The sequence below is a fragment of the Jeongeupia wiesaeckerbachi genome, from assembly GCF_050916355.1.
Taxonomy (GTDB): Bacteria; Pseudomonadota; Gammaproteobacteria; order Burkholderiales; family Chitinibacteraceae; genus Jeongeupia; species Jeongeupia wiesaeckerbachi.
This window is the reverse complement of sequence record NZ_CP136946.1, coordinates 1473952-1494580: the sequence shown is the minus strand read 5'-3', so window position 1 is coordinate 1494580 and position 20629 is coordinate 1473952. Positions and strand designations below refer to the sequence as shown.

General features: G+C 65.4%; 23 protein-coding genes. 15 read left to right on the top strand and 8 right to left on the bottom strand.

The features are described from left to right. Positions 1-12 precede the first annotated feature (12 nt). From R0382_RS07335 to R0382_RS07320, 4 genes are all read right to left on the bottom strand, one after another. Complete coding sequence (locus R0382_RS07335; RefSeq protein WP_432723578.1) at positions 13-219, bottom strand: hypothetical protein; 207 nt, start codon at positions 217-219, stop codon at positions 13-15. Positions 220-231: 12 nt separating this feature from the next. Then, the gene (locus tag R0382_RS07330) at positions 232-2265 is read right to left on the bottom strand and encodes a hypothetical protein (protein ID WP_432723577.1); all 2034 of its coding nucleotides are present in this window, start codon (positions 2263-2265) and stop codon (positions 232-234) included. A 145-nt stretch (positions 2266-2410) separates the two neighbouring features. After that, complete coding sequence (locus tag R0382_RS07325) at positions 2411-3277, bottom strand: LysR substrate-binding domain-containing protein (protein WP_432723576.1); 867 nt, start codon at positions 3275-3277, stop codon at positions 2411-2413. Positions 3278-3422: 145 nt separating this feature from the next. Next, on the bottom strand, positions 3423-4775 hold the full coding sequence (locus R0382_RS07320) for a DUF2252 domain-containing protein (RefSeq protein WP_432723575.1): 1353 nt from the start codon (positions 4773-4775) through the stop codon (positions 3423-3425). Positions 4776-5030: 255 nt separating this feature from the next. Here R0382_RS07320 and R0382_RS07315 point away from each other — a divergent pair, with 255 nt between their 5' ends. Both R0382_RS07315 and R0382_RS07310 read left to right on the top strand, forming a co-directional pair. Further along, a complete protein-coding gene (locus tag R0382_RS07315) occupies positions 5031-5504 on the top strand; it encodes a VOC family protein (protein ID WP_432723574.1) in 474 nt (157 codons plus the stop codon). Between the two features lie 50 nt (positions 5505-5554). Continuing rightward, complete coding sequence (locus tag R0382_RS07310; protein WP_432723573.1) at positions 5555-6037, top strand: DUF3291 domain-containing protein; 483 nt, start codon at positions 5555-5557, stop codon at positions 6035-6037. 48 nt (positions 6038-6085) lie between these two features. Here R0382_RS07310 and R0382_RS07305 read toward each other — a convergent pair whose 3' ends face one another. Continuing rightward, positions 6086-6415, bottom strand: coding sequence for a YegP family protein (locus R0382_RS07305; protein ID WP_432723572.1), 330 nt, complete (start codon positions 6413-6415; stop codon positions 6086-6088). A gap of 104 nt (positions 6416-6519) precedes the next feature. Here R0382_RS07305 and R0382_RS07300 point away from each other — a divergent pair, with 104 nt between their 5' ends. Further along, positions 6520-6984: a DMT family transporter gene (locus tag R0382_RS07300; RefSeq protein WP_432723571.1), complete on the top strand. Its 465-nt coding sequence runs from the start codon at positions 6520-6522 to the stop codon at positions 6982-6984. A 146-nt stretch (positions 6985-7130) separates the two neighbouring features. Continuing rightward, positions 7131-7379: a hypothetical protein gene (locus R0382_RS07295; RefSeq protein ID WP_432723570.1), complete on the top strand. Its 249-nt coding sequence runs from the start codon at positions 7131-7133 to the stop codon at positions 7377-7379. Positions 7380-7441: 62 nt separating this feature from the next. On the opposite strand, the gene grxD is transcribed toward R0382_RS07295, so the two are convergent. Genes grxD through mgtE form a run of 3 tightly spaced genes read right to left on the bottom strand, consistent with a single transcriptional unit; the run spans position 7442 to position 10096 of the window. Next, positions 7442-7756, bottom strand: coding sequence for a Grx4 family monothiol glutaredoxin (gene grxD, locus R0382_RS07290; protein ID WP_432723569.1), 315 nt, complete (start codon positions 7754-7756; stop codon positions 7442-7444). Between the two features lie 57 nt (positions 7757-7813). Beyond that, on the bottom strand, positions 7814-8620 hold the full coding sequence (prmC, locus tag R0382_RS07285) for a peptide chain release factor N(5)-glutamine methyltransferase (RefSeq protein ID WP_432723568.1): 807 nt from the start codon (positions 8618-8620) through the stop codon (positions 7814-7816). A 45-nt stretch (positions 8621-8665) separates the two neighbouring features. Continuing rightward, positions 8666-10096 (bottom strand): magnesium transporter, encoded by a 1431-nt coding sequence (gene mgtE / locus R0382_RS07280; protein WP_432723567.1) that lies wholly within the window; start codon positions 10094-10096, stop codon positions 8666-8668. 107 nt (positions 10097-10203) lie between these two features. On the opposite strand from mgtE, the gene corA reads away from it, so the two are divergent. The 11 genes from corA to R0382_RS07225 all read left to right on the top strand — a co-directional run bounded on the left by corA (position 10204) and on the right by R0382_RS07225 (position 20595). Then, positions 10204-11166 carry a magnesium/cobalt transporter CorA gene (gene corA / locus R0382_RS07275; RefSeq protein ID WP_432723566.1) on the top strand — a complete coding sequence of 321 codons (963 nt, stop codon included), beginning with the start codon at positions 10204-10206 and terminating at the stop codon, positions 11164-11166. Between the two features lie 218 nt (positions 11167-11384). After that, the gene (locus tag R0382_RS07270) at positions 11385-12398 is read left to right on the top strand and encodes a sulfate ABC transporter substrate-binding protein (RefSeq protein ID WP_432723565.1); all 1014 of its coding nucleotides are present in this window, start codon (positions 11385-11387) and stop codon (positions 12396-12398) included. Positions 12399-12404: 6 nt separating this feature from the next. Beyond that, the gene (locus tag R0382_RS07265) at positions 12405-13226 is read left to right on the top strand and encodes a type IV pili methyl-accepting chemotaxis transducer N-terminal domain-containing protein (protein WP_432723564.1); all 822 of its coding nucleotides are present in this window, start codon (positions 12405-12407) and stop codon (positions 13224-13226) included. A gap of 115 nt (positions 13227-13341) precedes the next feature. Further along, positions 13342-14640, top strand: coding sequence for a glutamate--cysteine ligase (gshA, locus tag R0382_RS07260; protein ID WP_432723563.1), 1299 nt, complete (start codon positions 13342-13344; stop codon positions 14638-14640). Between the two features lie 12 nt (positions 14641-14652). Further along, positions 14653-15603 (top strand): glutathione synthase, encoded by a 951-nt coding sequence (gene gshB, locus R0382_RS07255; protein ID WP_432723562.1) that lies wholly within the window; start codon positions 14653-14655, stop codon positions 15601-15603. 14 nt (positions 15604-15617) lie between these two features. After that, entirely contained in the window at positions 15618-16658 is a 1041-nt protein-coding gene (locus R0382_RS07250; protein ID WP_432723561.1) for an FAD:protein FMN transferase, read from the top strand. A gap of 88 nt (positions 16659-16746) precedes the next feature. Further along, a complete protein-coding gene (locus R0382_RS07245) occupies positions 16747-17142 on the top strand; it encodes a PTS sugar transporter subunit IIA (RefSeq protein WP_189461873.1) in 396 nt (131 codons plus the stop codon). 22 nt (positions 17143-17164) lie between these two features. Next, positions 17165-17437 carry an HPr family phosphocarrier protein gene (locus R0382_RS07240; protein WP_432723560.1) on the top strand — a complete coding sequence of 91 codons (273 nt, stop codon included), beginning with the start codon at positions 17165-17167 and terminating at the stop codon, positions 17435-17437. Positions 17438-17456: 19 nt separating this feature from the next. Further along, positions 17457-19184: a phosphoenolpyruvate--protein phosphotransferase gene (gene ptsP, locus R0382_RS07235; RefSeq protein ID WP_432723559.1), complete on the top strand. Its 1728-nt coding sequence runs from the start codon at positions 17457-17459 to the stop codon at positions 19182-19184. Then, positions 19181-19843, top strand: coding sequence for a class I SAM-dependent methyltransferase (locus tag R0382_RS07230; RefSeq protein WP_432723558.1), 663 nt, complete (start codon positions 19181-19183; stop codon positions 19841-19843). Before ptsP ends, R0382_RS07230 begins: the two co-directional genes overlap by 4 nt. 104 nt (positions 19844-19947) lie before the next feature. Further along, the gene (locus R0382_RS07225) at positions 19948-20595 is read left to right on the top strand and encodes a MarC family NAAT transporter (RefSeq protein WP_432723557.1); all 648 of its coding nucleotides are present in this window, start codon (positions 19948-19950) and stop codon (positions 20593-20595) included. Positions 20596-20629: the final 34 nt, after the last annotated feature.

The window sequence follows — 20629 nt, the reverse complement described above, 5'->3', positions numbered from 1 at the left end:
TGCCCGGCAAGGTCAGGGAGCGCAGTGCTTCTGCGGCTGCGATGCATCCGGCGTCACCGGCGTCGGAGTCGGAATCGGCACCGCCGTCGGTGCGGGTGACGGCGCCGGCGTCGTCGCACCGCTGTCGCCGTCGTCGCCACCGCAGGCAGCCAGCGACAGGCTCAGCAGCGTGGTGGCCACCAGTCCGGCCGTTTTCGTCAGGGAATTCGTCGGTTTCATCGGCGTGGGTCCTTAGGGGTTGAGCGTGGTCAGAGAGCGGTTCGAGGCATAGATCGAGCGCAACTCGGTCAGCGTCAGCGTGCGCGACCAGACCGCAAGGTCGTTGAACGCCATCTTGCCGCGCGGCGTGGCACAGCTCGTGCTGCCGCAGTTGCGCTTGTAGTACTGGCCGGTGCCGTCCTCGTTCAGGCCAAACACGCCAAGACCCTTGAGCTTGCTGACGTCGGTATTGCTGATGGCCTTGTTCTCGGTCTTCTGCTCGCCGAGCACCGGGTCGAACAGATAGGCACTCATCTTCCTGTTGGCGGCATCGACGCTCAGCGCCAGATACGCCCACTGGTTCGCGCTGAAGCGCGAGCCGCCGATTTCATCGCGCACGCCGCCGCTGCCGAGGTTGAATCGCACCTCGCAACCCGAGAACATCCCCAGCGCGATGCCGGCGTTGGCGCCGCTGTCGTAGTTCTTGTTGGCCAGAATCGACGCGCCGTTGCCGGTGCCCATGACGCAATCGGTGCGCAGCCAGAAACCGATGGTGAACTGCGGCAGGCCGGCGACATCGGCGCCGTTCTGTACCAGCTTGTAGCCGGCGAAGCCGTTGGCGTCGGTCACCGCGCCGTCGACCTGCAGCGCCTTGCCGCCAAAGCCGTCGGCAACCGGCGTGCCGCCGTCGACGCCGGCGGGCCAGGCGTTCAGGCTGGAGCCGCCTCTGGCGTCGCTCACCGTATTGCCGTCGAAACCGTAGAAGTACAGCAGCCCATTGGTCAGCGACGCTTCGAGCACCACCGGCTTGACGTAATCGAGCTGGGCGATGATGGAAACGGGAATCCCGTTCGCCACCACCGTGTAGTTGAAGCGGTACAGCCCCGACGCCGCCGGCGCGATGCTGCTGTCGGTGAAGGTCGTCGCGTCGCCCGCCAGCGTCTGCAGCTTCCGGCCGTCACGCCAGATCTCGGTGCTGCGACTGGCATCGGTGAAGCCGCGCCAGCTCAGTTGCACGCTGGCATGCTCGCTACCGGCCTTGCTGCGCAACTGCGCCACCGCCGGATCGCCGATCAGCGGCGCACCGTCGATCGCGTGGCCGGCAATGGCTGGCTGCTTGCCGGCAAACGCCAGCACCGTCGGGGTGATGTCGGCGAGGCTGGCATGCGTATAGAGCGCGTCGAAACTGTCCGGCACCGCGTCATCGCTGCCGAGCAGCGCATTGCCGTCACGGTCGAGCGCGATAAAGGTCAGCGCGTTGTCGAGCACCGGCAAGCCGTCGCTGCTGCCGGTCTTGGCCAGCCCGTGCGCGGCGGTGACGATGATCAGCCAGTCCTCGCCCGGATTGGCCGCCGCACGCTGTGCCGTCGCCGTTTGCAAACGCCCCAGCGCCGCGTCCAGGCTGGCGAGGACGTTGCGATAACCTTGATGGAAGCCGCTGGTGGCGGCCACGTCGGCAGCCGAGTGGAATTGCGCGTAAACCAGGTCGTAGCCGCTCTGGATCCTGGCGCTGGCGCCATCGGCGACGCAGCTATCGACATTGGCACAGTCGGTCAGGCTGTCCAGCCGGCCGGCGTTCTGCTCGCGTGCCAGCAGCTGCGCCAGCGCCGACGACCCGACCACGCCGGCCGTCTTCGCGCTGCGGCTGTCCTTGAGCAGCTTGAAGACGCTGTCGGCCTGCATCGCCTGCCCCGGCGCGTCCGAACGAACCTGATGGCGGTTGGCCCAGGTGCCGCTCAGTACGGTGCTCCAGCCCGGGGCATCGAGGGTCGGCTGCTGCGTTTGCGTGCCGATCACGCCACCGCTGTAGGCCGGCCGCGCCTTGAGCCTGGCCAGATTGGGCAGTTGCCCCTGCGCGATGCCTTCTTTCAGCTTCGGATAGCTCAGCCCGTCGAGCTCGACCAGCAACACTTTCCTCGCCGTCACCGTCGGCGCGGGCGTCGGCGTCGGTCGGGCGCCGAGTTCCGGTGCACCGGCGTTCTGGCTGTCGTCGCCACCGCCGCATGCCGCCAGCGCGACAATCAGCGCCAGCGCGCCCCCCGCCCGAATCCGTTTCTTCCACAACATGTGCTGGTCCCTCAATGCGCCCGCAGGCCGGTTCGCAAGTGATGGAATCGAATGACTCCGCTTGCGCCCAGCTTAGGGAGGCAGCACGTCAGCCTCATTGCCATCGCCCAAAACGGGCTGATGCCGGTATTGGCAAAGCTTGGGCTCAGTCGGCGGCGGGGCTCACATGCTTGAGGAAGGCCTGCAGCAGCCGGGAGTCGGCACGCTCCTTCAGGTGGTACAGGTACTCGGACAACTGCGGTGCATGGCTGGCAAACGGGATCGCCCGCAGCTCGGGATGTTGCGGCAGCTCCGAGCGCGGCAGCAGGCTGCAGCCCATTTCCCGGTGGATCGCCGCGATGATCGCCTCGCGGCTGCCGATCACCATCGCCGGCGCCGGCACGATGCCGGCCGCGGCCAGCGCCGCCTCGGTCGCCTTGCGCGTCATCGAGCCTTCCTCGCGCAGCAGCAAGCGCACCGTGTGCAGCGCATCGAGCGTGACCGCGTTGCTGCGCGCCAGCGGGTGGTTGCGGTGCACCAGCAGCAGTAGCGGATCACGCGCCAGCAGCACGCGGGTCAGGCGCGCATCGTCGATCGCGTGCGACGACACGGCAGCATCGAGCCGGTGATCGACCAGCATGTCGATGATCTGCTGCGAGTTGCCGACGTCGAGCGTGATGCGCAGCTGCGGATTCGCCCGGCCGAAGGCATCGATGCTCGCCAGGATGTAGTGCGGCCCGGTGACGCCGACGCGCAAATGGCCGACGCGCAGATCGCCGGCATTGCGCAGCGCGAAATCCACATCGCCGAGGTGACGCATCAGCCCTTCGGTCATCGGCAACAGGCTGGCACCGGTTTCGGTCAGGTCCAGCCGGCTGCCGCGCCGGTGGAACAGCGCCACGCCGTAGGCTTCTTCCAGCTGGCGGATCCGGCTGGTCACCGTCGGCTGGCTGACATTCAGCCGCTTGGCGGCAATGGTGACGCTACCCTGGCGCGCCACTTCAAAGAACGAGGAAAGCAGAATCGACAGCATCGGCACGTATTGCAGCGGAAAAACGCAGCGTAAACGGCGAATGTGACACTGGACGACGCCACGGGGCAGCGTGCGATACCCAAAAGGGCGGCGCCGTGGCACCGCCCTTTTGGTGTGCCGGCCGCGCACGGCCGGCGGGGCCCCATCAATACAGCGGCGTACCGGCGCTGTACGCCGACTTGAACGACGCCCAGTCCAGCGCGACCTGATCGGCGTAGCTGAACGCGAACGCGGCGATCTCGGCCTGCAGGCCGCTCTTGCTGGTCACGGCGCTGCTGATTTCGGCGTCGATGCCGTACGGGACGACGGTATTGTCGTAGTCCTTGTCGGCCAGCGCATGCGCGCTCGCCAGCGCCTGGCCGACATACGTCATCGCCGTGTTCAGCTTGCTGCTCGACGACAGCTGCGTGGTGTCGAAGTCCTCCTGGAACGGCGACTTCTCGCGGATGAAGTAAGGCTGGCCGTTGATCGTCGTCGCTCCGACCAGCACGTCGGCGTTGAGCACCTGCGCCTTGGCGGTGCGCGCGACGCGGTTGCCCTCGTTGCCGGCGTACGCCGACGACGGCAACTGGCCCGGCAGCACCGTGGCGACGGCGCTGCTCGCTTCCTGTTTCACTTCGAGGATCACGTCGTCGCTGGTCGAGGTGCTCGGGCCTTCGATCAGGATGTAGTAACGCAGCCGGCCGAGGCTGCCGGTGCCCGAGCCGAGCTTCTGATGGATGTCCTTCACCGTGTAGTAGCTGGCCGCGTACTGCTTGGCCGGCGAAATCGACGCGATATAGGCACTCATCGCCCCGGCGATCATGCTGTACGTGCCGCTGTTCACCGTGACCAGGTCGGATTTGTTCTGGAACTTGCGCGTGCTGCCCGAGACGCTGGTGTACTTGGCCAGCAGGTCGGCGCGGGTATTGCCGTTGGCGTCGTCGATATTGGTCTTCACATAGCCGCTGGTACCGCCGCTGGCCAGCTGGAAGGTCTTCTCGTCGTCGTTGCCATTGAAGGCCGCCAGCTTGTCGACGTAAGCGCCGACAAAGGTATTGATCGCCGTGGTGATACTGCTGTCCGAGATGCCGTTCTCGCGCCCGACCAGCACGATGCTGGTCGCCATCCGCCGTAGATCCCAGACGTACTGGCCCAGATAGCCCTCGTCGAAATCGTTGACGCTGAACACCGACTTGCCGCCGCTGTCGCGCTGCGCGCCGACATTGGCCAGATGGGTATCGCCGCCGAGCCAGGTGAAGGCGGTATTGCCGTTGGTGTAGCTTGAGGCCGGCAGCGTCGTCGTGTCCTTGAAGAACAGGTGATTGGTGCCGCGATAGAAGTAGAACGCGCTGCCGTTCATCTTGCTCATCTTGGTCGCCAGTTCGTTGCTGGCCTGCGCCGCGTACGGATGGTTGTAGTTGTAGATCTCGGTGGTGACGAAGGACGGGCGCGAGGTTGCGGCAAAGGCAGCGGGAACGGCAAGGCTCAGCGCCAGGGCAAGATGTTTGTAGTGCACGGACTCACTCCATTGATTTCTGCTTTTCGGCAAGGGCCGTTAAACGCAGATATTGGTGAAAGCACGTATTCGACCAAGCGCAAATGACAGGCCGACGACACAACGGTGACGAATGCATTTCAATGCCGGTAACCGACACCTCGAAGGTGCTTGCCGCGCCATTCCGGCCACCGGTCGGCACGCGCGGGTAAGCCGTTGTTTATGCGCTAAGCCGGGTAACGCGCGCCAGGCGCGGTCCCGAACAGGAGACGCACGATGCACACCATCACCCCCTTCCTGTGGTTCAACGGCAATGCCGAGGTGGCGGCCACGTTCTATGTATCGGTGTTCCCGAACTCGCGCATCACCGACACCCTGCGCTACGGCGACGGTATGCCGTTTCCGGCGGGCACGGCGCTGACGGTCGGTTTCGAGCTCGACGGCCAGCCTTTCACCGCGCTCAACGGCGGCCCGCAGTACGCCTTCTCGCCGGCGACCTCCTTCGTCGTCCACTGCAAGGATCAGGCCGACATCGACCGCTACTGGGATGCGCTCGGCGCGGGCGGCCTGGTCCAGCAATGCGGCTGGCTCACCGACCGCTTCGGCGTCACCTGGCAGGTCGTGCCGCAGGACATCGCCACGCTGCTCGGTGGCGACGATCAGGCCGCGGCCGGCCGGGCCATGCAGGCGCTGATGACGATGACCAAGATCGATATCGCGACATTGCAGGCGGCCCGCAGCGGCGGTTAGTATTTCACCGCAATTTCGCAAGTCTGACTCGTAACGAAACAGGAGGCGCAGTGCCGACGTACCAGCTTGCCCAACTCAATATCGCCACGCTGCTGGCACCGCTCGATTCGCCGCAGCTCGCCGGTTTCGTCAGCGAACTCGACCGGATCAACGCGCTGGCCGAAGCCGCGCCGGGATTCGTCTGGCGGCTGCAGGATGAAGCCGGCGACGCGACGGCGCTCCGGCCTTTCGGCGACGACGTCCTCGTCAATATGTCGGTGTGGGACAGCGTCGACGCGCTGCACGACTACACCTACCGCAGCGACCACGCCCAGATCTTCCGCCGCCGGCGCGACTGGTTCGCCAAGCCGACCGAGGCGCATATGGTGTTGTGGTGGGTGCCGCACGGCCACCGGCCGACGCCGGCCGAGGCCGCCGAGCGCCTGGGCCGGCTGCAGCGTCACGGACCGACGCCGCATGCGTTCAGCTTCCGCGATCCCTGTCCGCCGCCGGATGCCGTCGATACCGCAATCGCGGCAGACGCCCAGCCGTAAAACAAAAGCGCCGCAATGCGGCGCTTTTTACTGGGGCGGACGTCCCGATCAGGCTTCGACGACCGGCGAATCCGGGCCGTTCTTCTTCACCGACTCGATGCCGTTCTCCAGCGCCGCCTTGCTGCTGTAGTACTCGCTGCGGCCGATTTCCTGGTGGTTGGCGGCCTTGAGGATGAAGTACGGCTCGCCGTTCTTGTTCTCGCGGCGCTCGTAGCGCTCTTCCAGCGGCGAGTTGGTCCTGACCGATTCGATACCGTTCTCGGCCGCAGCCTTGGACCGGTACAGCTCGCTGGTCAGAATCACCTGGCCGTTGGCGGCCTTGAGATTGAACATGTGCTGGCCGTCCTTGGCCAGTTTGAGTTCATATTTTCCCGACATTGTTGCCCTCCTGATCGAAATGGCCCAAACCATACTGAGCGGATAAACATCATTGGCGCCCGCATTGCGGCGTGCACATTAAAGTATGGGAAAGGAGGGTCATCATGCAACTGGTGTATTTCCTGCTGGCGACAGCAATCGGGCTTGTCATTCCGCTGCAGGCCGCCGTCAACAACCACGTCAGGCTCTTGATCGGCGGCAGCGCGGTGCTGGCGGCGCTGGTGTCCTTCGGCGTCGGCACGCTGACGCTGGCGATTGCCGCCTTGCTCAGTGGCCAGCGCTGGGCCGGCCTCGCCAATCTGTCGAACGCCAGTGCCTGGCAACTCGGCGGCGGCATACTGGGTGCCTTCTTCGTTTTCGGCTCGACGCTGATCGCGCCGCGCATCGGCGTCGCCGCGATGATCTCGCTGATCATCGCCGGCCAGGTCTGCGCCTCGCTGCTGTTCGACCGTTTCGGCCTGCTCGGCATGCCGCTGCGCGAGGTTGGCGGCTGGCGGCTGTGCGGCGCGCTGCTGGTCGTCGTCGGCGTGGCGCTGGTCAACTTCGGTGATCGGCTGCCGCGCGTCTAGGCGCTGAAGGACACGCGGTCCGCACGCCCGGCCGGCCGGCCCTGCTTGTCGGCCGCCGCGGCACACAGGCCAGCGTCATTTTTTACACCCCGCCGGGCTGTAAAACTGCCGGGATTTCCGCTGCGCGCCACGCGATGATCTCGCGCATGAACACGCCTGCCCGCCACCTCCTTACGCTGCTTGCCCCGCTGCTGGGCATCGCCGTCATCACCCTGCTCGCCATCGGCCTTCTGAGCGCGGTGCGTCAGCAACTGGACCGCCAACCGGGGCTGCAGGACGCGACCAACGCACTCAGCGATGTCCAGCTGGCCTCGGCCGCCGACTGGATCGCAAGCAATCGCGGCACGGCGTACAAGCAGGAAGCCGGCAAGCCGTGGGCGCTCGACAAGGGCTGAGCCCGGAGCGGCAACCATGAAAAAACCCGCCATCAGGCGGGTTTTTGTTGGCAGACGACGGCTCAGCCTTCGATGCCTTCCAGCAGCTTCTGCAGCTCGCCCGAGGCGAACAGCTCTTTCATGATGTCCGAACCGCCAACGAACTCGCCCTTGACGTAGAGCTGCGGAATCGTCGGCCAGTTGGCGAATTCCTTGATGCCCTGGCGCACTTCCGGGTCTTCGAGCACGTTGACGGCCGCGAACGGCACGCCGCAGTTCTTGAGGATCTGCACGGCGCCGGCAGAAAAACCGCACATCGGGAATTGCGGCGTGCCCTTCATGTAGAGCACGACCGGGTTGGTTGTGACGGTCTGGCGGATGGTGTCTTGTACGCTCATGGCAATCTCGTAAAAGTCGATTGATTTACTCGGTTATTTTACGGGCTGGTGTGCCGCTCAGGCAAGGCGACCACCGCTGACACGATCCAGCCCGGCCAGATCGGTCCACGTTTTCACCTCGACAAAGCCGGCATCGGCCAGCAGCGCGCGACTGGCCGGCCCCTGATCGAAGCCGTGCTCGAACAGCAGGTAGCCGTGCGGCGCAAGATGCTCGCGCGCACCGGCAACGATGATCCGGACATGCTTGAGGCCGTCGGCGAAGTCGGTCAGCGCGCCCTGCGGCTCGAAGCGCAGATCGCCCTGAACGAGGTGTGCATCACCGGCGACGATGTATGGCGGATTAGAGACGATGACGTCGAAGGTCTGGCCCGTCAGCGCCGTATACCAGTCCGATTGGTGGAAGACGACGTCGGCACCGAGCTGTGCGGCATTGCCGCGCGCCACCGCCAGCGCATCGGTGCTGATGTCGACGGCGCTGACGACGAGGTCCGGGCGTTCGAGCTTGATCGTCACCGGAATGCAGCCCGAGCCGGTGCCGAGATCGACGACACGCTCGCCCTGCCCGGCGCGTGCCAGCGCCAGCTCGACCAGCAGCTCGGTTTCGGGTCGTGGAATCAGCACTGCCGGATCGACGGCGAAATCACGGCCGAAGAACTCGCGGGTGCCGACCAGATACGCCACCGGCTCGCCATTGCGACGGCGGGCCGCCAGCGCGGCAAAAGCCTCCTCATGCGCCGGCGTCGCCTCGTCGTCACCGTGGGCGATCAGCCACGCGCGGTTGGTACCGGTCACGTGGCGCATCAGCACATTGGCATCGACCCGGTCCAGCGCTGCGTCGCGCATCAATACTTGGTATGAACTCATGGCGCCGAGTGTAGCGGCGGCGACCGGCGCGGTCACCTCAGGCCATCAGGTGAGGAAAACCGTCGCCAGGCCGAGGAAGATGAAGAAACCCATGCTGTCGGTCATCGCCGTCAGCAGCACGCTCGAGCCATAGGCCGGATCGCGGCCGAGTTTCTGCATCGTGATCGGCACCAGGATACCGACCAGTGCGGCGACCTGCAGATTGAGCACCATCGCCGCCATCATCACCGCCCCCAGCATCCACTGGCCGTAGAGCGCAAACGCGATCAGGCCGAGCACGCTGCCCCAGACCATGCCGTTGAGCAGCGCGATGCCGAGCTCTTTGACGATCAGCCGCGCCGAATTGCCCGGCGTGATGTGGCCGAGCGCCAGACCGCGGATGATCAGCGTGATCGTCTGCGTGCCGGTATTGCCGCCGATGCCCGAGACGATGGGCATCAGCGTCGCCAAGGCGACCAGATGCGCAATCGTCGCCTCGAACGCGCCGATCACCCGGCTGGCGAGGAAGGCGGTGCAGATGTTCACCGCCAGCCACGGCCAGCGGTTCTGCGTCGATTTCCAGATGCTCGAAAACAGGTCCTCGTCCTTGAGGCCGGCCAGCGACAGCGACTCGGAATCCTCGCGCACGACGTCGAGCATGTCGTCGACGGTCAGTCGCGCGATCACCCGGCGGTTGGCGTCGACCACCGGAGCCGACACGAGGTCATAGCGGTCGAAGGCGTTGACGGCATCGTCGACGCGGTTGTCCGGGCTGAAGGTGACGACGTCGCGCGCCATCACCGCGCCGACCTGCTGGCGCGGCGGATTCAGCAGCAACCGCTCGAGCGACAGCACGCCGACCAGCGTCCGCTCGCGGTCGACGACGAAGAGTTTGTCGGTGTTCTCGGGCAGCGCGGCAAAGCGGCGCAGATAGCGCAGCACCGTCGCCAGGCTGACGTCGGCGCGGATCGTCACCATGTCGAAGTCCATCACCGAGCCGACTTCGTCGTCGCGATAGGACAGCGCGCTCTGCACCTGCGCGCGTTCGGCCGGTTCGAGCGCGCCCATGACTTCGGACAGCACATGTTCGGGCAGGTCGGGGGCGAGGTCGGCCAGATCGTCGGCGTCGAGCGTGCCGGCGGCGGCAACGATCTCGTTGCTGTCCATGCCTTCGAGCAGCGATTCGCGCACCGCGTCGGAGACTTCGAGCAGGATTTCGCCGTCGCGCTCGGCGCGTACCAGCTCCCACACGGTGAGCCGGTCGGGCCGCGGCAGCGCTTCGAGGATTTTGGCGATATCGGCCGGATGCAGCCGGTCGAGCTTCAGCGACAGTTCGGCGAGGTTCTGCTTGTGCACCAGTTGCTCGACGAGGTCGTGCTTGGCCATCGCCTGCTTGTGCACCATGCCCTCGATCAGCCGGTGGCGTTGCAGCAGGCGCTCGATCTGCTGCAGCGTCTCCTGAAAATTTTCCCTCGTCTTTCGGCTAACGTTACTCATGAGACAGCCATCCAAAAATCCGCGCGCCGAGTGTAGCAGATCACCACGACGCGCCTTGTGCTTGCGCTTATAATCGCGCGGCTTGTCGATCAACCTGGGGGGTTGCCGTGCTGTCCGCTTTTATCCTGTCGCAAGGCCGCCTGATCCAGGTTCCGATCGAATCGGCAGCCGACCTCGCCCGCCCCGAAGTGTTCTGGGTCGACCTCGTCGATCCGTCGGATGCCGAGCGCGACCTGGTCGAATCGGTGTTCCGCTACGAGCTGCCCGAGGACGAAGACCTCGAGGACATCGAGGAATCGGCGCGCTGCTATGTCGACCACGCCGGCCTGCACCTCAATTCCTACTTCCTGCACCAGGACAGCGAAGGCGCCGCCAACGTCACCGTGTCCTTCCTGCTCAACCGCGGCCGCTTGCTGACGATGCGCCAGGAAGAACTCGCCGTGTTCCGGCTGTTCCGGCTGCGCGCGCGCGTCCAGCCCGGTTTCGTCGAGAACGCCGAGGACGTGCTGCTCGGCATCTATGCCGTCGCGGTCGAATACGACGCCGACGTGCTCGAAGGCGTCTACACCCGGCTCGAGAGCGTCAGCGCCCGCGTGCTCAAGGGCAGCGACGCGCTGAACGACGAGGGCATGGCCGAAACGGTGTCCGACATCGCCCAGCAGGAAGACATCAACGGCAAGGTGCGGCTGGACCTGATGGATACGCGTCGCTCGCTGTCCTTCCTGCTCCGAAGCCGCTCGCTCAACCACGAGCAGGAAACCGACCTGCGCGAAATCCTCCGCGACCTCGAATCGCTGAACAACCACACCGCCTTCCTGTTCGACAAGATCAACTTCCTGATGGACGCGGTGATGGGGCTGATCAATCTGGCGCAGAGCAAGATCATCAAGATCTTCTCGATCGCCGCGGTGGTGTTCCTGCCGCCGACGGTGATCGCATCGACCTACGGGATGAACTTCCAGGTCATGCCCGAACTGGGCTGGACGCTCGGCTACCCGTTCGCGATCGGGCTGATGATTCTCTCGGGCATTGCGCCGTACTGGTTCTTCAAGCGCAAGGGCTGGCTGTAAACACCGGGGACCGGTCGGGCACCGGGCCCGCCATCGCGCCAGCCGCTTCAAGGCCGCCCGTCCGCTGCGCGCGCGGGCCACTGCGGATGGTCGACACTCGCCCTGACTTGAATGTAAAAATTTCAATCGAATATATGTAATAAATATTTAAGTATTTTTTGGAATATGTCATTTAGGCATACCCTGCGCAGATATTTCAAATGCACAGGATCAATGCCATGCCATTCCAAGCCCGTCCCCGCCACACGCTGATCACCGCCGGCCTGATCGCGGCCATGCTCGGCACCGCCCACGCCGACACCACGCTCTTGAACGTGTCCTACGATCCGACCCGCGATCTGTATCAGGACATCAACAAGGCCTTCGCCGCCAAATGGAAGCAGGACACCGGCGAAACCGTCACGATCAAGCAGTCTCACGGGGGTTCGGGCAAGCAATCGCAGGCGGTCATCGCCGGGCTCGAGGCCGATGTGCTGACACTGGGTCTGGCGCCCGATATCGATGATGTTGCCGCCAAGACCCGGCTGCTGCCGGAACACTGGCAGCAACGCCTGCCCCACAGCAGCGTGCCGTACTACTCGACGGTCGCCTTCCTCGTCCGCAAGGGCAATCCCAAGGCGATCCGCGACTGGGGCGATCTGGTCAAACCCGGCCTGCAGGTGATCACGCCCAATCCCAAGACCTCGGCCAGCGGTCGCTGGAACTATCTGGCCGCGTGGGCCTGGGCCTTGAAGCAGCCCGGCGGCTCGCAGCAGAAGGCCAAGGCCTATGTCGCCGAGCTGTACAAGCATGTACCGGTACTCGATTCGGGCGCGCGCGGTTCGACGACGACCTTTGTCGAGCGTGGCCTCGGCGACGTGCTGCTGGCCTGGGAAAACGAAGCGCTGCTGGCCTTGAAGGAACTCGGGCCGGACGACTATGAGATCGTCACCCCGCGCAACAACATCCTCGCCGAGCCACCGGTCGCGTGGGTCGACCGCAATGTCGACAAACACGGCACGCGCAAGGTGTCGGAAGCCTATTTGAAGTTCCTCTACACCCCGGCGGCGCAGGACATCATCGCGCGCAATTACTACCGCCCCACCGAAGCGCGTGCCGCCGCCAAATACGCCAAGCAATATCCCAAGGTGACGCTGTACAAGGTCAGCGACGTGTTTGGCAGCTGGCCACAGGCCGTCACGACGCATTTTGCCGACGGCGCCGTGTTCGACCAGATCCGCGCAGGCCGGTAAACCGCGATGATCAGAACCCAACCGCAAGCGCGGCCCGCATCGCCGGGCCGCCGGGCCGGCCCGTATCCGGCCATGATCCTGGCAATGGTCCTGGCCACCGGCACCTTCGCCGCGCAGGCCGCCCCGGTGCGCGCCCAGGACATCAACAACGCTGCACAACTGCGGATGCTGGCCCAGCGCACCGCCAAACTCTCGCTGCAGATCCGTCTCGGCGTACGCAGTGCCGACGCCACCAGCAAACTCGGCGAGAGCGTCCGCCAGTTCGACAGTCTTCTAGGGCAGCTGCAGAAGATCGGCGCCGACGACCGGGATCTGGAACGCGCGCTGGATGCGGTCGCGTACAACTGGGAGGCGTTGAAGACCCAGTTGTCCGAACGCGACCCGGACCGCATCAACCAGGCCAGCGAAGAGCTGACGATGACCATCCTGCGGGCGACCCGCACGCTGGAAAGCCATGCCCCCAGCGAAACGAGCAAGCTCGTCACGCTGGCCGTGCAGGAAAACACGCTGTCGCAGCGGATGGCCAAGCTCTACTTCCTCAGCCAGCTCGGCCGCCAGACCCGCCCCGAGGTCGAGGTCACGCGGACGCGCTTTGCTGCGGTGTTCAAGCAATTGATCGACGCGCCCGGCAACACGCCGCGCGCATCCAGCTTGCTGGCGGTGGCCAAGGACCAGTGGTTTTTCTACGAACAGGCACTGAAGGCGCCGCCCGGCAAGGACAAGGTCTATCTGGAGAACGTGGCGACGACGTCGGAGCGCATCAGCGAAATGATGGAAGGCGTCACCGCCCTGTACACCAGGCAGGCCGCATCCACCCGCCAGCCATAATTCACGCAGCAAGCACCCGAGCGCCGGCCGTGGTGACCAGCGGGTGGTTGATTCCGCCATCAATGTCCCCATATGCTGGCATCTGAATGATGCATGCACAGGACTCGTCGCCGCAATGAGCGTCCCCCACCTCACGACCGCGCTGAGCGGCCCGCTGTATGAACTCGAGCGCCGCATCCTCGAATCGCAGACCGAAATCGAGCACTGGTTCCGCAACCAGTGGCAGGAGTACACGCCGCCGTTCTACGGCTCGGTCGACCTGCGCAATGCCGGCTACAAGCTCGCCCCGGTCGACATGAATCTGTTCCCGGGCGGATTCAACAATCTGAACCCGGAATTCCATCCGCTGGCGGTGCAGGCGGCGATGAGCGCGCTCGAGAGCTTCTGCCCCGACGCCAAGCGCCTGTTGCTGATTCCGGAAAACCATACCCGCAACCAGTTCTACCTGCAGAACGTCGCCGCGCTGGCGAAAATCCTGCGTCAGGCCGGGCTGAAGGTGCGTATCGGCACGCTCAACCCCGAAGTGACCGAGCCGACGGTGTTCGAACTCGCCAACGGCAGCGGCATCGTGCTCGAACCGCTGGTGCGCAAGGGCGACCGCATCGGCCTCGCCGATTTCGACCCCTGTGTCGTGCTGCTCAACAACGACCTGTCGGCCGGTGTGCCGGCCATCCTGCAGGGGATCGCGCAGACGCTGCTGCCGCCGCTGCACGCCGGCTGGTACACGCGCCGCAAGACGACGCACTTCGCCGAATACGACCGCGTCGTCGGCGAATTCGCCGAGCTGATCGGCATCGACCCGTGGGTGATCAACCCCTACTTCACCCGCGTCGGCGGCCTTGACTTCCAGGCCCGCGAAGGCGAAGACCGGCTCGCGGCGGCGGTCGATGAAATGCTGGCGAAGATCCGCGTCAAATACGCCGAACACGGCATCGACCAGACGCCGTTCGTCATCGTCAAGGCCGACGCCGGCACCTACGGCATGGGCATCATGAGCGTGAAGTCGGGCGAGGAGCTGCTCGGGCTGAACCGCAAGGCGCGCAACAAGATGTCGGTGATCAAGGAGGGCCTGCAGGTCCACGACGTCATCGTTCAGGAAGGCGTGCCGACCTTCGAGCAGATCGACGACGCGATCGCCGAGCCGGTCGTCTACATGCTCGACCGCTTCGTCATCGGCGGTTTCTACCGCGTGCACACCGAGCGCGGCATCGACGAGAACCTCAACGCGCCGGGCGCGCATTTCGTGCCGCTGGCGTTTGCCGAACCGCTGACGACGCCCGATTGCGACGGCTCGCCCGACTGCACCGCCAACCGCTTCTACGCCTACGGCGTCGTCGCGCGCCTGGCGCTGCTCGCGGCCGCCCACGAACTGGAAACCACGGCGCCGAAAGTCGCCATCGCTGTCGCCGTCTAAAAGGAAACCAGCATGCGCCTGCTCGTCATCGCCGATCCGCTCGTCGGGTTCAAGATCCACAAGGATTCGACCTACGTGATGCTGCGCGAGGCGGCCCGGCGCGGCTTCGAAATCCACACCGCGCTGGCCGATGACCTGCGCGTCAATCGCGGCCACGTCGACATCAATGCGCAGCCTTTCGCGTTCTCGGCAAGCCAGGAATACAAGCACTGGTTCGTCTCGGGCGAGGCCGCGCGCGTGCGGCTCTCCGCGTTCGACGCAGTGATCATGCGCAAGGATCCGCCGTTCGATCAGCAGTATCTGTACAACACCCACCTGCTGAGCCTGGCGGAAACGCAGGGCGCCCGCGTGTTCAACCCGGGCCAGACGCTGCGCGACTACAACGAAAAGCTCGCCATCCTCAAGCACCCCGAGTTCACCATCGACACGCTGGTCACCCAGCGCGACGACGATCTGCGGGCGTTTCTGGCCGACCAGCACGACATCATCCTCAAGCCGCTCGACGGCATGGGCGGCATGGGCATCTTCCGCTTGCGCCGCGAGGACCCGAACGTCGGCAGCATCATCGAAACGCTGACCGACAACGGCCACCGGACCATCATGGCGCAGCGCTATCTGCCGGCGATCAAGGACGGCGACAAGCGCATCCTCCTGATCGACGGCAAGCCGGTCGACTGGTGTCTGGCGCGCATTCCCAAGGACGGCGAAACCCGCGGCAATCTGGCCGTTGGCGGCACCGGCGTCGCCCGGCCGCTGTCGGGCCACGACCGTGAAATCGCCGAAGCGCTCGGCCCCAAGCTCGCCGCCCAAGGGCTGCTGCTTGTCGGCCTCGACGTGATCGGCAAGCACGTGACCGAAATCAACGTCACCAGCCCGACCTGCTTCCGCGAAATCAGCGACCAGAGCGGCATCGACGTCGGCGCGCTGTTCATCGACGCGCTCGAACGGCGGGTATCGGCCTGATGCGATCGGGGCTGATGCGCCGCTTCGCCGCATTGGCCCTGCTGGCCGCAACGCTGCTGCTCGGCGGCTGTGGCGACGATCCGCTGTACACGCAGGAAGGCTATGTCTTCGGCACCCGGGTCGAAATCTCGATCTGGGGCCTGCCGCACGAACGCGCCGCCAAGCACGCCGGCGCCATCCTCGCCGACCTCGACCGGCTCAACGCCAAGCTGCACGCGTGGCAGCCGTCGGAAGTCACCCGGCTCAACGCCCATTTCGGCCGCGGTGAACCGGGCGAAGCCGACGCCGAGCTGATCGCGCTGCTCAAGCAGGCCAAGGATTACGAGGCACGCTCGGACGGACTGTTCAACCCGGCGATCGGCGGACTCGTCACCGCCTGGGGCTTCCATCGCGACACCTTCGCACCGGTGACGCCCGACCCGGTCACGCTGGCGCTGCTGCTCGAACGCAAACCGTCGCTCGCCGACGTCGAATTCGGCGATGGCGGCGTCGTGATGAGCCGCAATCCCAGTGTGGCGCTCGACCTCGGCGGTTTCGCCAAGGGCTGGGCGCTCGACCGCGAAGCCGCCTATCTGCGCAAGAACCGCGTCTACAACGCGCTGCTGAATATCGGCGGCAACGTGCTCGCACTCGGCTGCAAGGGCGATGTGCCATGGACGATCGGCCTGCAGCATCCGCGCCAGCCGCAGGCGATGGCAACGCTGGCCTTGCGCGACGGCGAGGCAATCGGCACCTCGGGCGACTACCAGCGCTACTTCATCAAGGACGGCAAGCGCTACAGCCATCTGATCGATCCGCGCACCGGCGCGCCGGCACAGACGATGCAGGCGGCAACGGTGCTGGCACCGGCCTCGCGCGAGGCCGGCGCGATTTCGGACGTCGCCACCAAGCCGGTTTTCATCGGCGGTCTGGGCAGCGCCCGCCACTATGCGCAGCGTTTCGGCATCGACGAGGTGCTGATCGTCGCCAGCGACGGCAGCGTCTACGTCACCCCGGAGCTGCAAACGCGGCTGAGCTGGCTGGTGAAGCCGCCGCACCTGTACCGGCTGCGCTGAATCGGCGCCGCCCTATCGCGGCAATACGTCGATTTGGGTTATAACATCGGATTGTCCGGCCTGACGCCAAGATAGGAAGCAGCTCCGCATGATCGGCATCATCATCGTGACCCACGTGACGCTCGGCGACGCCCTGTACGCCTGCGCGCAGCACATCATGGGGCGTCCCCTGCCCAATCTGGCCCAGCTTGCGGTCAGCAAGGCCGACGATCCGGACACCGTCGTGCTGCGTGCGCGCGAGATCATCGAACAGCTCGACGACGGTTCGGGCGTCTTGCTGCTGACCGACATCTACGGCGGCACGCCGTCCAACGTGGCCAACCGGCTGATCACGCCGGGCCGGATCGAAGCGGTGGCCGGCGTCAACCTGCCGATGCTGGTCCGCGCGCTGACCTATTGCCACCAGCCGCTCGAAGTCGTTGTCAGCAAGGCGATCACCGGCGGGCTCGAAGGCGTGCTCTACATGCTGCCCGAATCGCACTGACCCCTACGGAGACCATAAAAACATGCCGGTTCAGGACGTGCTCATCGTCAACAAGCTCGGGCTGCACGCCCGGGCATCGAGCAAGCTCACCCAGCTTGCCAGCCGTTTCCAGTGTGAAGTCTGGATTACCCGCAACGCACGCCGCGTCAACGCCAAGTCCATCATGGGCGTGATGATGCTCGCCGCCGCCAAGGGCAGCACCGTGACACTGGAAACCGGCAACGGCCCCGACGAGGCCGAAGCCATGACCGCACTGACCGAACTGATCGCCGACAAATTCGGCGAAGGCGAATAAGCCGCAGCTGGAGACGAGCATGAGCCTCACGCTACACGGCATCGGCATCGGCGGCGGCATCGCCATCGGTCATGCCCATCTGATGTCGCACACCGACATCGAAATCGCCCAGTACCTGCTCGACGACGCGCAGGTACCGGCCGAACTGACCCGCTTCGACGACGCGATCCGCATCACCCGCAAGGAGCTGGAAATGCTCTGGGGCAGCATTCCCGAGAATGCGCCGACCGAGCTGGGCGCCTTCCTGTCGCTGCACCTGATGCTGCTGAACGACCACACGCTGTCGAAGGAGCCGCGCGAGCTGATCGAGACGCAGCGCTGCAACGCCGAGTGGGCGCTGAAACAGCAGCTCGACACGCTGCTGGCGCAGTTCGACGAGATCGAAGAGGAATACCTGCGCGAGCGGCGCACCGACGTGATCCAGGTCGCCGAACGCATCTTCAAGGCGCTCGCCGGCCACGACCCGGGCGCCCACCTGCCGGCATCGCAGGCGCGCGACAGCATCCTGGTCGCCCACGATCTGTCGCCGGCCGACATGGTGCTGTTCAAGGACACCAACTACGTCGCCTTCGTCACCGACGTCGGCGGCCCGACCTCGCATACCGCCATCCTCGCCCGCAGCCTCGACCTGCCGTCGGTGCTGGCGCTCAAGCATGCGCGCGGGCTGATCCGCGAAGGCGAGATGGTCATCGTCGATGGCGTCAACGGCTTCGTCATCGTCGACCCGGACGAACTGATCCTCGCCGAATACCGGACCCGCCAGCAGGAATGGCTGCTGAAGCAATCGGCGCTGCAGGACATCCGCGCCAGCGTGCCGGTGACCCGCGACGGCGTGCAGGTCGAGCTGTTCGCCAATATCGAGCTGCCCGAAGACACCACGCTGGCCCTGGCCAACGGCGCCACCGGTGTCGGCCTGTTCCGCTCCGAATTCCTCTTCCTCAAGGAAGAATCGCTGCCCGGTGAGGACGAGCAGTTCGAAGCCTACAAGGCGGTGGCGCAGAATATGGCCGGCATGCCGGTCATCATTCGCACCGTCGACCTCGGCAAGGACAAGATCGCCACCTGGCAGGAAGACACCGATGCGCCCAACCCGGCGCTCGGCCTCACCGGCATCCGGCTGTGCATGGCCGAGCCGTCGATGTTCCGCACCCAGCTGCACGCGCTGCTGCGCGCGTCGGCGTTCGGCAAGATCAAGCTGCTGATTCCGATGATCTCGACCATTGCCGAGGTCAAGCAGACACGCCGCCACCTCGAAGAGGTGAAGGCACAGCTGCGCAGCGAGGGCATCGCCTTCGACGAGGACATCGAACTGGGCGGCATGATCGAAGTACCGGCCGCGGCGCTGACGGTGCGCGGCCTGCTCAAGCACCTCGATTTCATTTCGATCGGCACCAACGACCTGATCCAGTACTCGCTCGCGGTCGACCGTAACGACGATGCCGTCTCGCACCTGTACGACCCGCTGCACCCGGCCGTGGTCAAGCTGCTGTCGCTGATCATCGACACCGCCAATGCCGTCGGCAAACCGGTATCGATGTGTGGCGAAATGGCCGGCGATCCGGCGCTGACGCGGATGCTGCTCGGCCTCGGCCTGCGGCGTTTCTCGATGCTGCCGGCGCAGCTCTTGAAGGTGAAGCAGCAGGTGCTCGGTACCGATGTCGCCGCACTGGCGCCGCTGATCGAAGCGATGTGCGAGACCAGCGATTCGGACGAGCTGCGCGCATTCGCCGCGCAACTGGACGCATGACCCGGCAGACGCTGCCGCTCGACCCGGTACTCGCCGGCTATGTGACCGCGATGCAACGCGAACCGGCGCCGCTGGCGCAACTGCGTGCCGCGACCGCCGGCCACCGCCTCGCCAAGATGCAGCTGGCGCCCGAACAGGGCCAGTTGCTGATGCTGTTGCTGCAGTTGACCGGAGCGCGCCGCTACCTCGAAGTCGGCACCTATACCGGCTACAGCGCGCTGGCCGCGGCGCTGGCGATGGGCGCGGCCGGCCAGGTCACCGCCTGCGACGTCAGCGACGCGTTCACCCGTGTCGCTCGCGAGCACTGGCAGGCCGCCGGTGTCGCCGAACGGATCACGCTGACCCTGCAACCGGCGCTGCGCACGCTCGATACGCTACTGGCCGACGGCCTGGCCGGACAGTTCGACTGCATGCTGATCGACGCCGACAAGCCGGGCTACCCCGATTACTACGAACGCGCGCTGCAACTGGTTCGCCCTGGCGGACTGATCCTGCTCGACAATATGCTGCTCGGCGGCGACGTCGCCACGGCCCGCGACGACGAAGCGCCGGGTACCGCGGTGATCCGCGACCTCAACGCGGCGCTGCGCGATGACGAACGCGTCACCCACTGCTTCCTGCCGCTCGGCGACGGCCTGACCGTGCTGATTCGCCGCTAACCTTCCGTTAAGACTTGATGCAGAACAATAGCTGATTTGCCGTAGCAGCCAGCCGCCGGCGGCCGCCCTATCATGCAGTCAGCCCACGCCCTCGCGAGTCCGTCATGCTGTTGCACTGGCAGTTTTTTTTCGGCGCCCTGATCAGTCTGGTCACGATGACCAACCCGCTGTCGAAAATCCCGATGTTCATTTCGCTGACCCAGAACATGAGCGAGCCGCGTCGCCAGCATCAGGCGGTGCGTGCAAGCTGGATCGCCTTTCTGATCATGACCGTGTGCCTGGTCGCCGGTAACCTCATCCTCGCCACTTTCGGCATTTCCTACGGCGCATTGCGCGTCGCCGGCGGCATCGTCATCGGCCTGCTCGGCTACCGGATGCTCTACCACCTGCAGGACCCCGGCATGGCGCCGAAAGGCGCGGCCCGCCGCGATCGCAGCGATTACGCCTTTTTCCCGCTGGCGATGCCGGCGATCGCCGGTCCGGGGACGATCGCCGTCGTCATCGGCCTGTCGACCGAGATCATCGAAAAGCCGACACTGACCGGCAAGGCGGTGAGCTTCGCGCTGACGCTGGCGGCGATCGGCGTGTCCAGCCTGGTGATGTGGCTGACGCTGCGCTCGTCGACGCTGATTTCCGAGCGGCTCGGCCGCTCGGGCCAGGAGGTGATGGCGCGGCTGATGGGCTTCGTGCTGATCTGCGTCGGCATCCAGTTCATTGGATCGGGGATACGCAGCTTCATCGCCGGCAGCTGAAGCCTGCACCATTCGGCGGCTGCGCGGATCGGGG

Excerpts from the sequence above, each read along its gene's own strand:
- R0382_RS07230 (WP_432723558.1), top strand. The coding sequence starts at position 19,181 with ATGACCCGGCAGACGCTGCCGCTCGACCCGGTACTCGCCGGCTATGTG.
- grxD (WP_432723569.1), bottom strand. The coding sequence starts at position 7,756 with ATGAGCGTACAAGACACCATCCGCCAGACCGTCACAACCAACCCGGTC.
- R0382_RS07330 (WP_432723577.1), bottom strand. The coding sequence starts at position 2,265 with ATGTTGTGGAAGAAACGGATTCGGGCGGGGGGCGCGCTGGCGCTGATT.
- ptsP (WP_432723559.1), top strand. The coding sequence starts at position 17,457 with ATGAGCCTCACGCTACACGGCATCGGCATCGGCGGCGGCATCGCCATC.
- R0382_RS07245 (WP_189461873.1), top strand. The coding sequence starts at position 16,747 with ATGATCGGCATCATCATCGTGACCCACGTGACGCTCGGCGACGCCCTG.
- gshA (WP_432723563.1), top strand. The coding sequence starts at position 13,342 with ATGAGCGTCCCCCACCTCACGACCGCGCTGAGCGGCCCGCTGTATGAA.
- prmC (WP_432723568.1), bottom strand. The coding sequence starts at position 8,620 with ATGAGTTCATACCAAGTATTGATGCGCGACGCAGCGCTGGACCGGGTC.
- R0382_RS07295 (WP_432723570.1), top strand. The coding sequence starts at position 7,131 with ATGAACACGCCTGCCCGCCACCTCCTTACGCTGCTTGCCCCGCTGCTG.
- R0382_RS07315 (WP_432723574.1), top strand. The coding sequence starts at position 5,031 with ATGCACACCATCACCCCCTTCCTGTGGTTCAACGGCAATGCCGAGGTG.
- R0382_RS07225 (WP_432723557.1), top strand. The coding sequence starts at position 19,948 with ATGCTGTTGCACTGGCAGTTTTTTTTCGGCGCCCTGATCAGTCTGGTC.
- R0382_RS07265 (WP_432723564.1), top strand. The coding sequence starts at position 12,405 with ATGATCAGAACCCAACCGCAAGCGCGGCCCGCATCGCCGGGCCGCCGG.
- R0382_RS07325 (WP_432723576.1), bottom strand. The coding sequence starts at position 3,277 with ATGCTGTCGATTCTGCTTTCCTCGTTCTTTGAAGTGGCGCGCCAGGGT.
- gshB (WP_432723562.1), top strand. The coding sequence starts at position 14,653 with ATGCGCCTGCTCGTCATCGCCGATCCGCTCGTCGGGTTCAAGATCCAC.
- R0382_RS07240 (WP_432723560.1), top strand. The coding sequence starts at position 17,165 with ATGCCGGTTCAGGACGTGCTCATCGTCAACAAGCTCGGGCTGCACGCC.
- mgtE (WP_432723567.1), bottom strand. The coding sequence starts at position 10,096 with ATGAGTAACGTTAGCCGAAAGACGAGGGAAAATTTTCAGGAGACGCTG.
- R0382_RS07305 (WP_432723572.1), bottom strand. The coding sequence starts at position 6,415 with ATGTCGGGAAAATATGAACTCAAACTGGCCAAGGACGGCCAGCACATG.
- R0382_RS07300 (WP_432723571.1), top strand. The coding sequence starts at position 6,520 with ATGCAACTGGTGTATTTCCTGCTGGCGACAGCAATCGGGCTTGTCATT.
- R0382_RS07250 (WP_432723561.1), top strand. The coding sequence starts at position 15,618 with ATGCGCCGCTTCGCCGCATTGGCCCTGCTGGCCGCAACGCTGCTGCTC.
- R0382_RS07270 (WP_432723565.1), top strand. The coding sequence starts at position 11,385 with ATGCCATTCCAAGCCCGTCCCCGCCACACGCTGATCACCGCCGGCCTG.
- R0382_RS07335 (WP_432723578.1), bottom strand. The coding sequence starts at position 219 with ATGAAACCGACGAATTCCCTGACGAAAACGGCCGGACTGGTGGCCACC.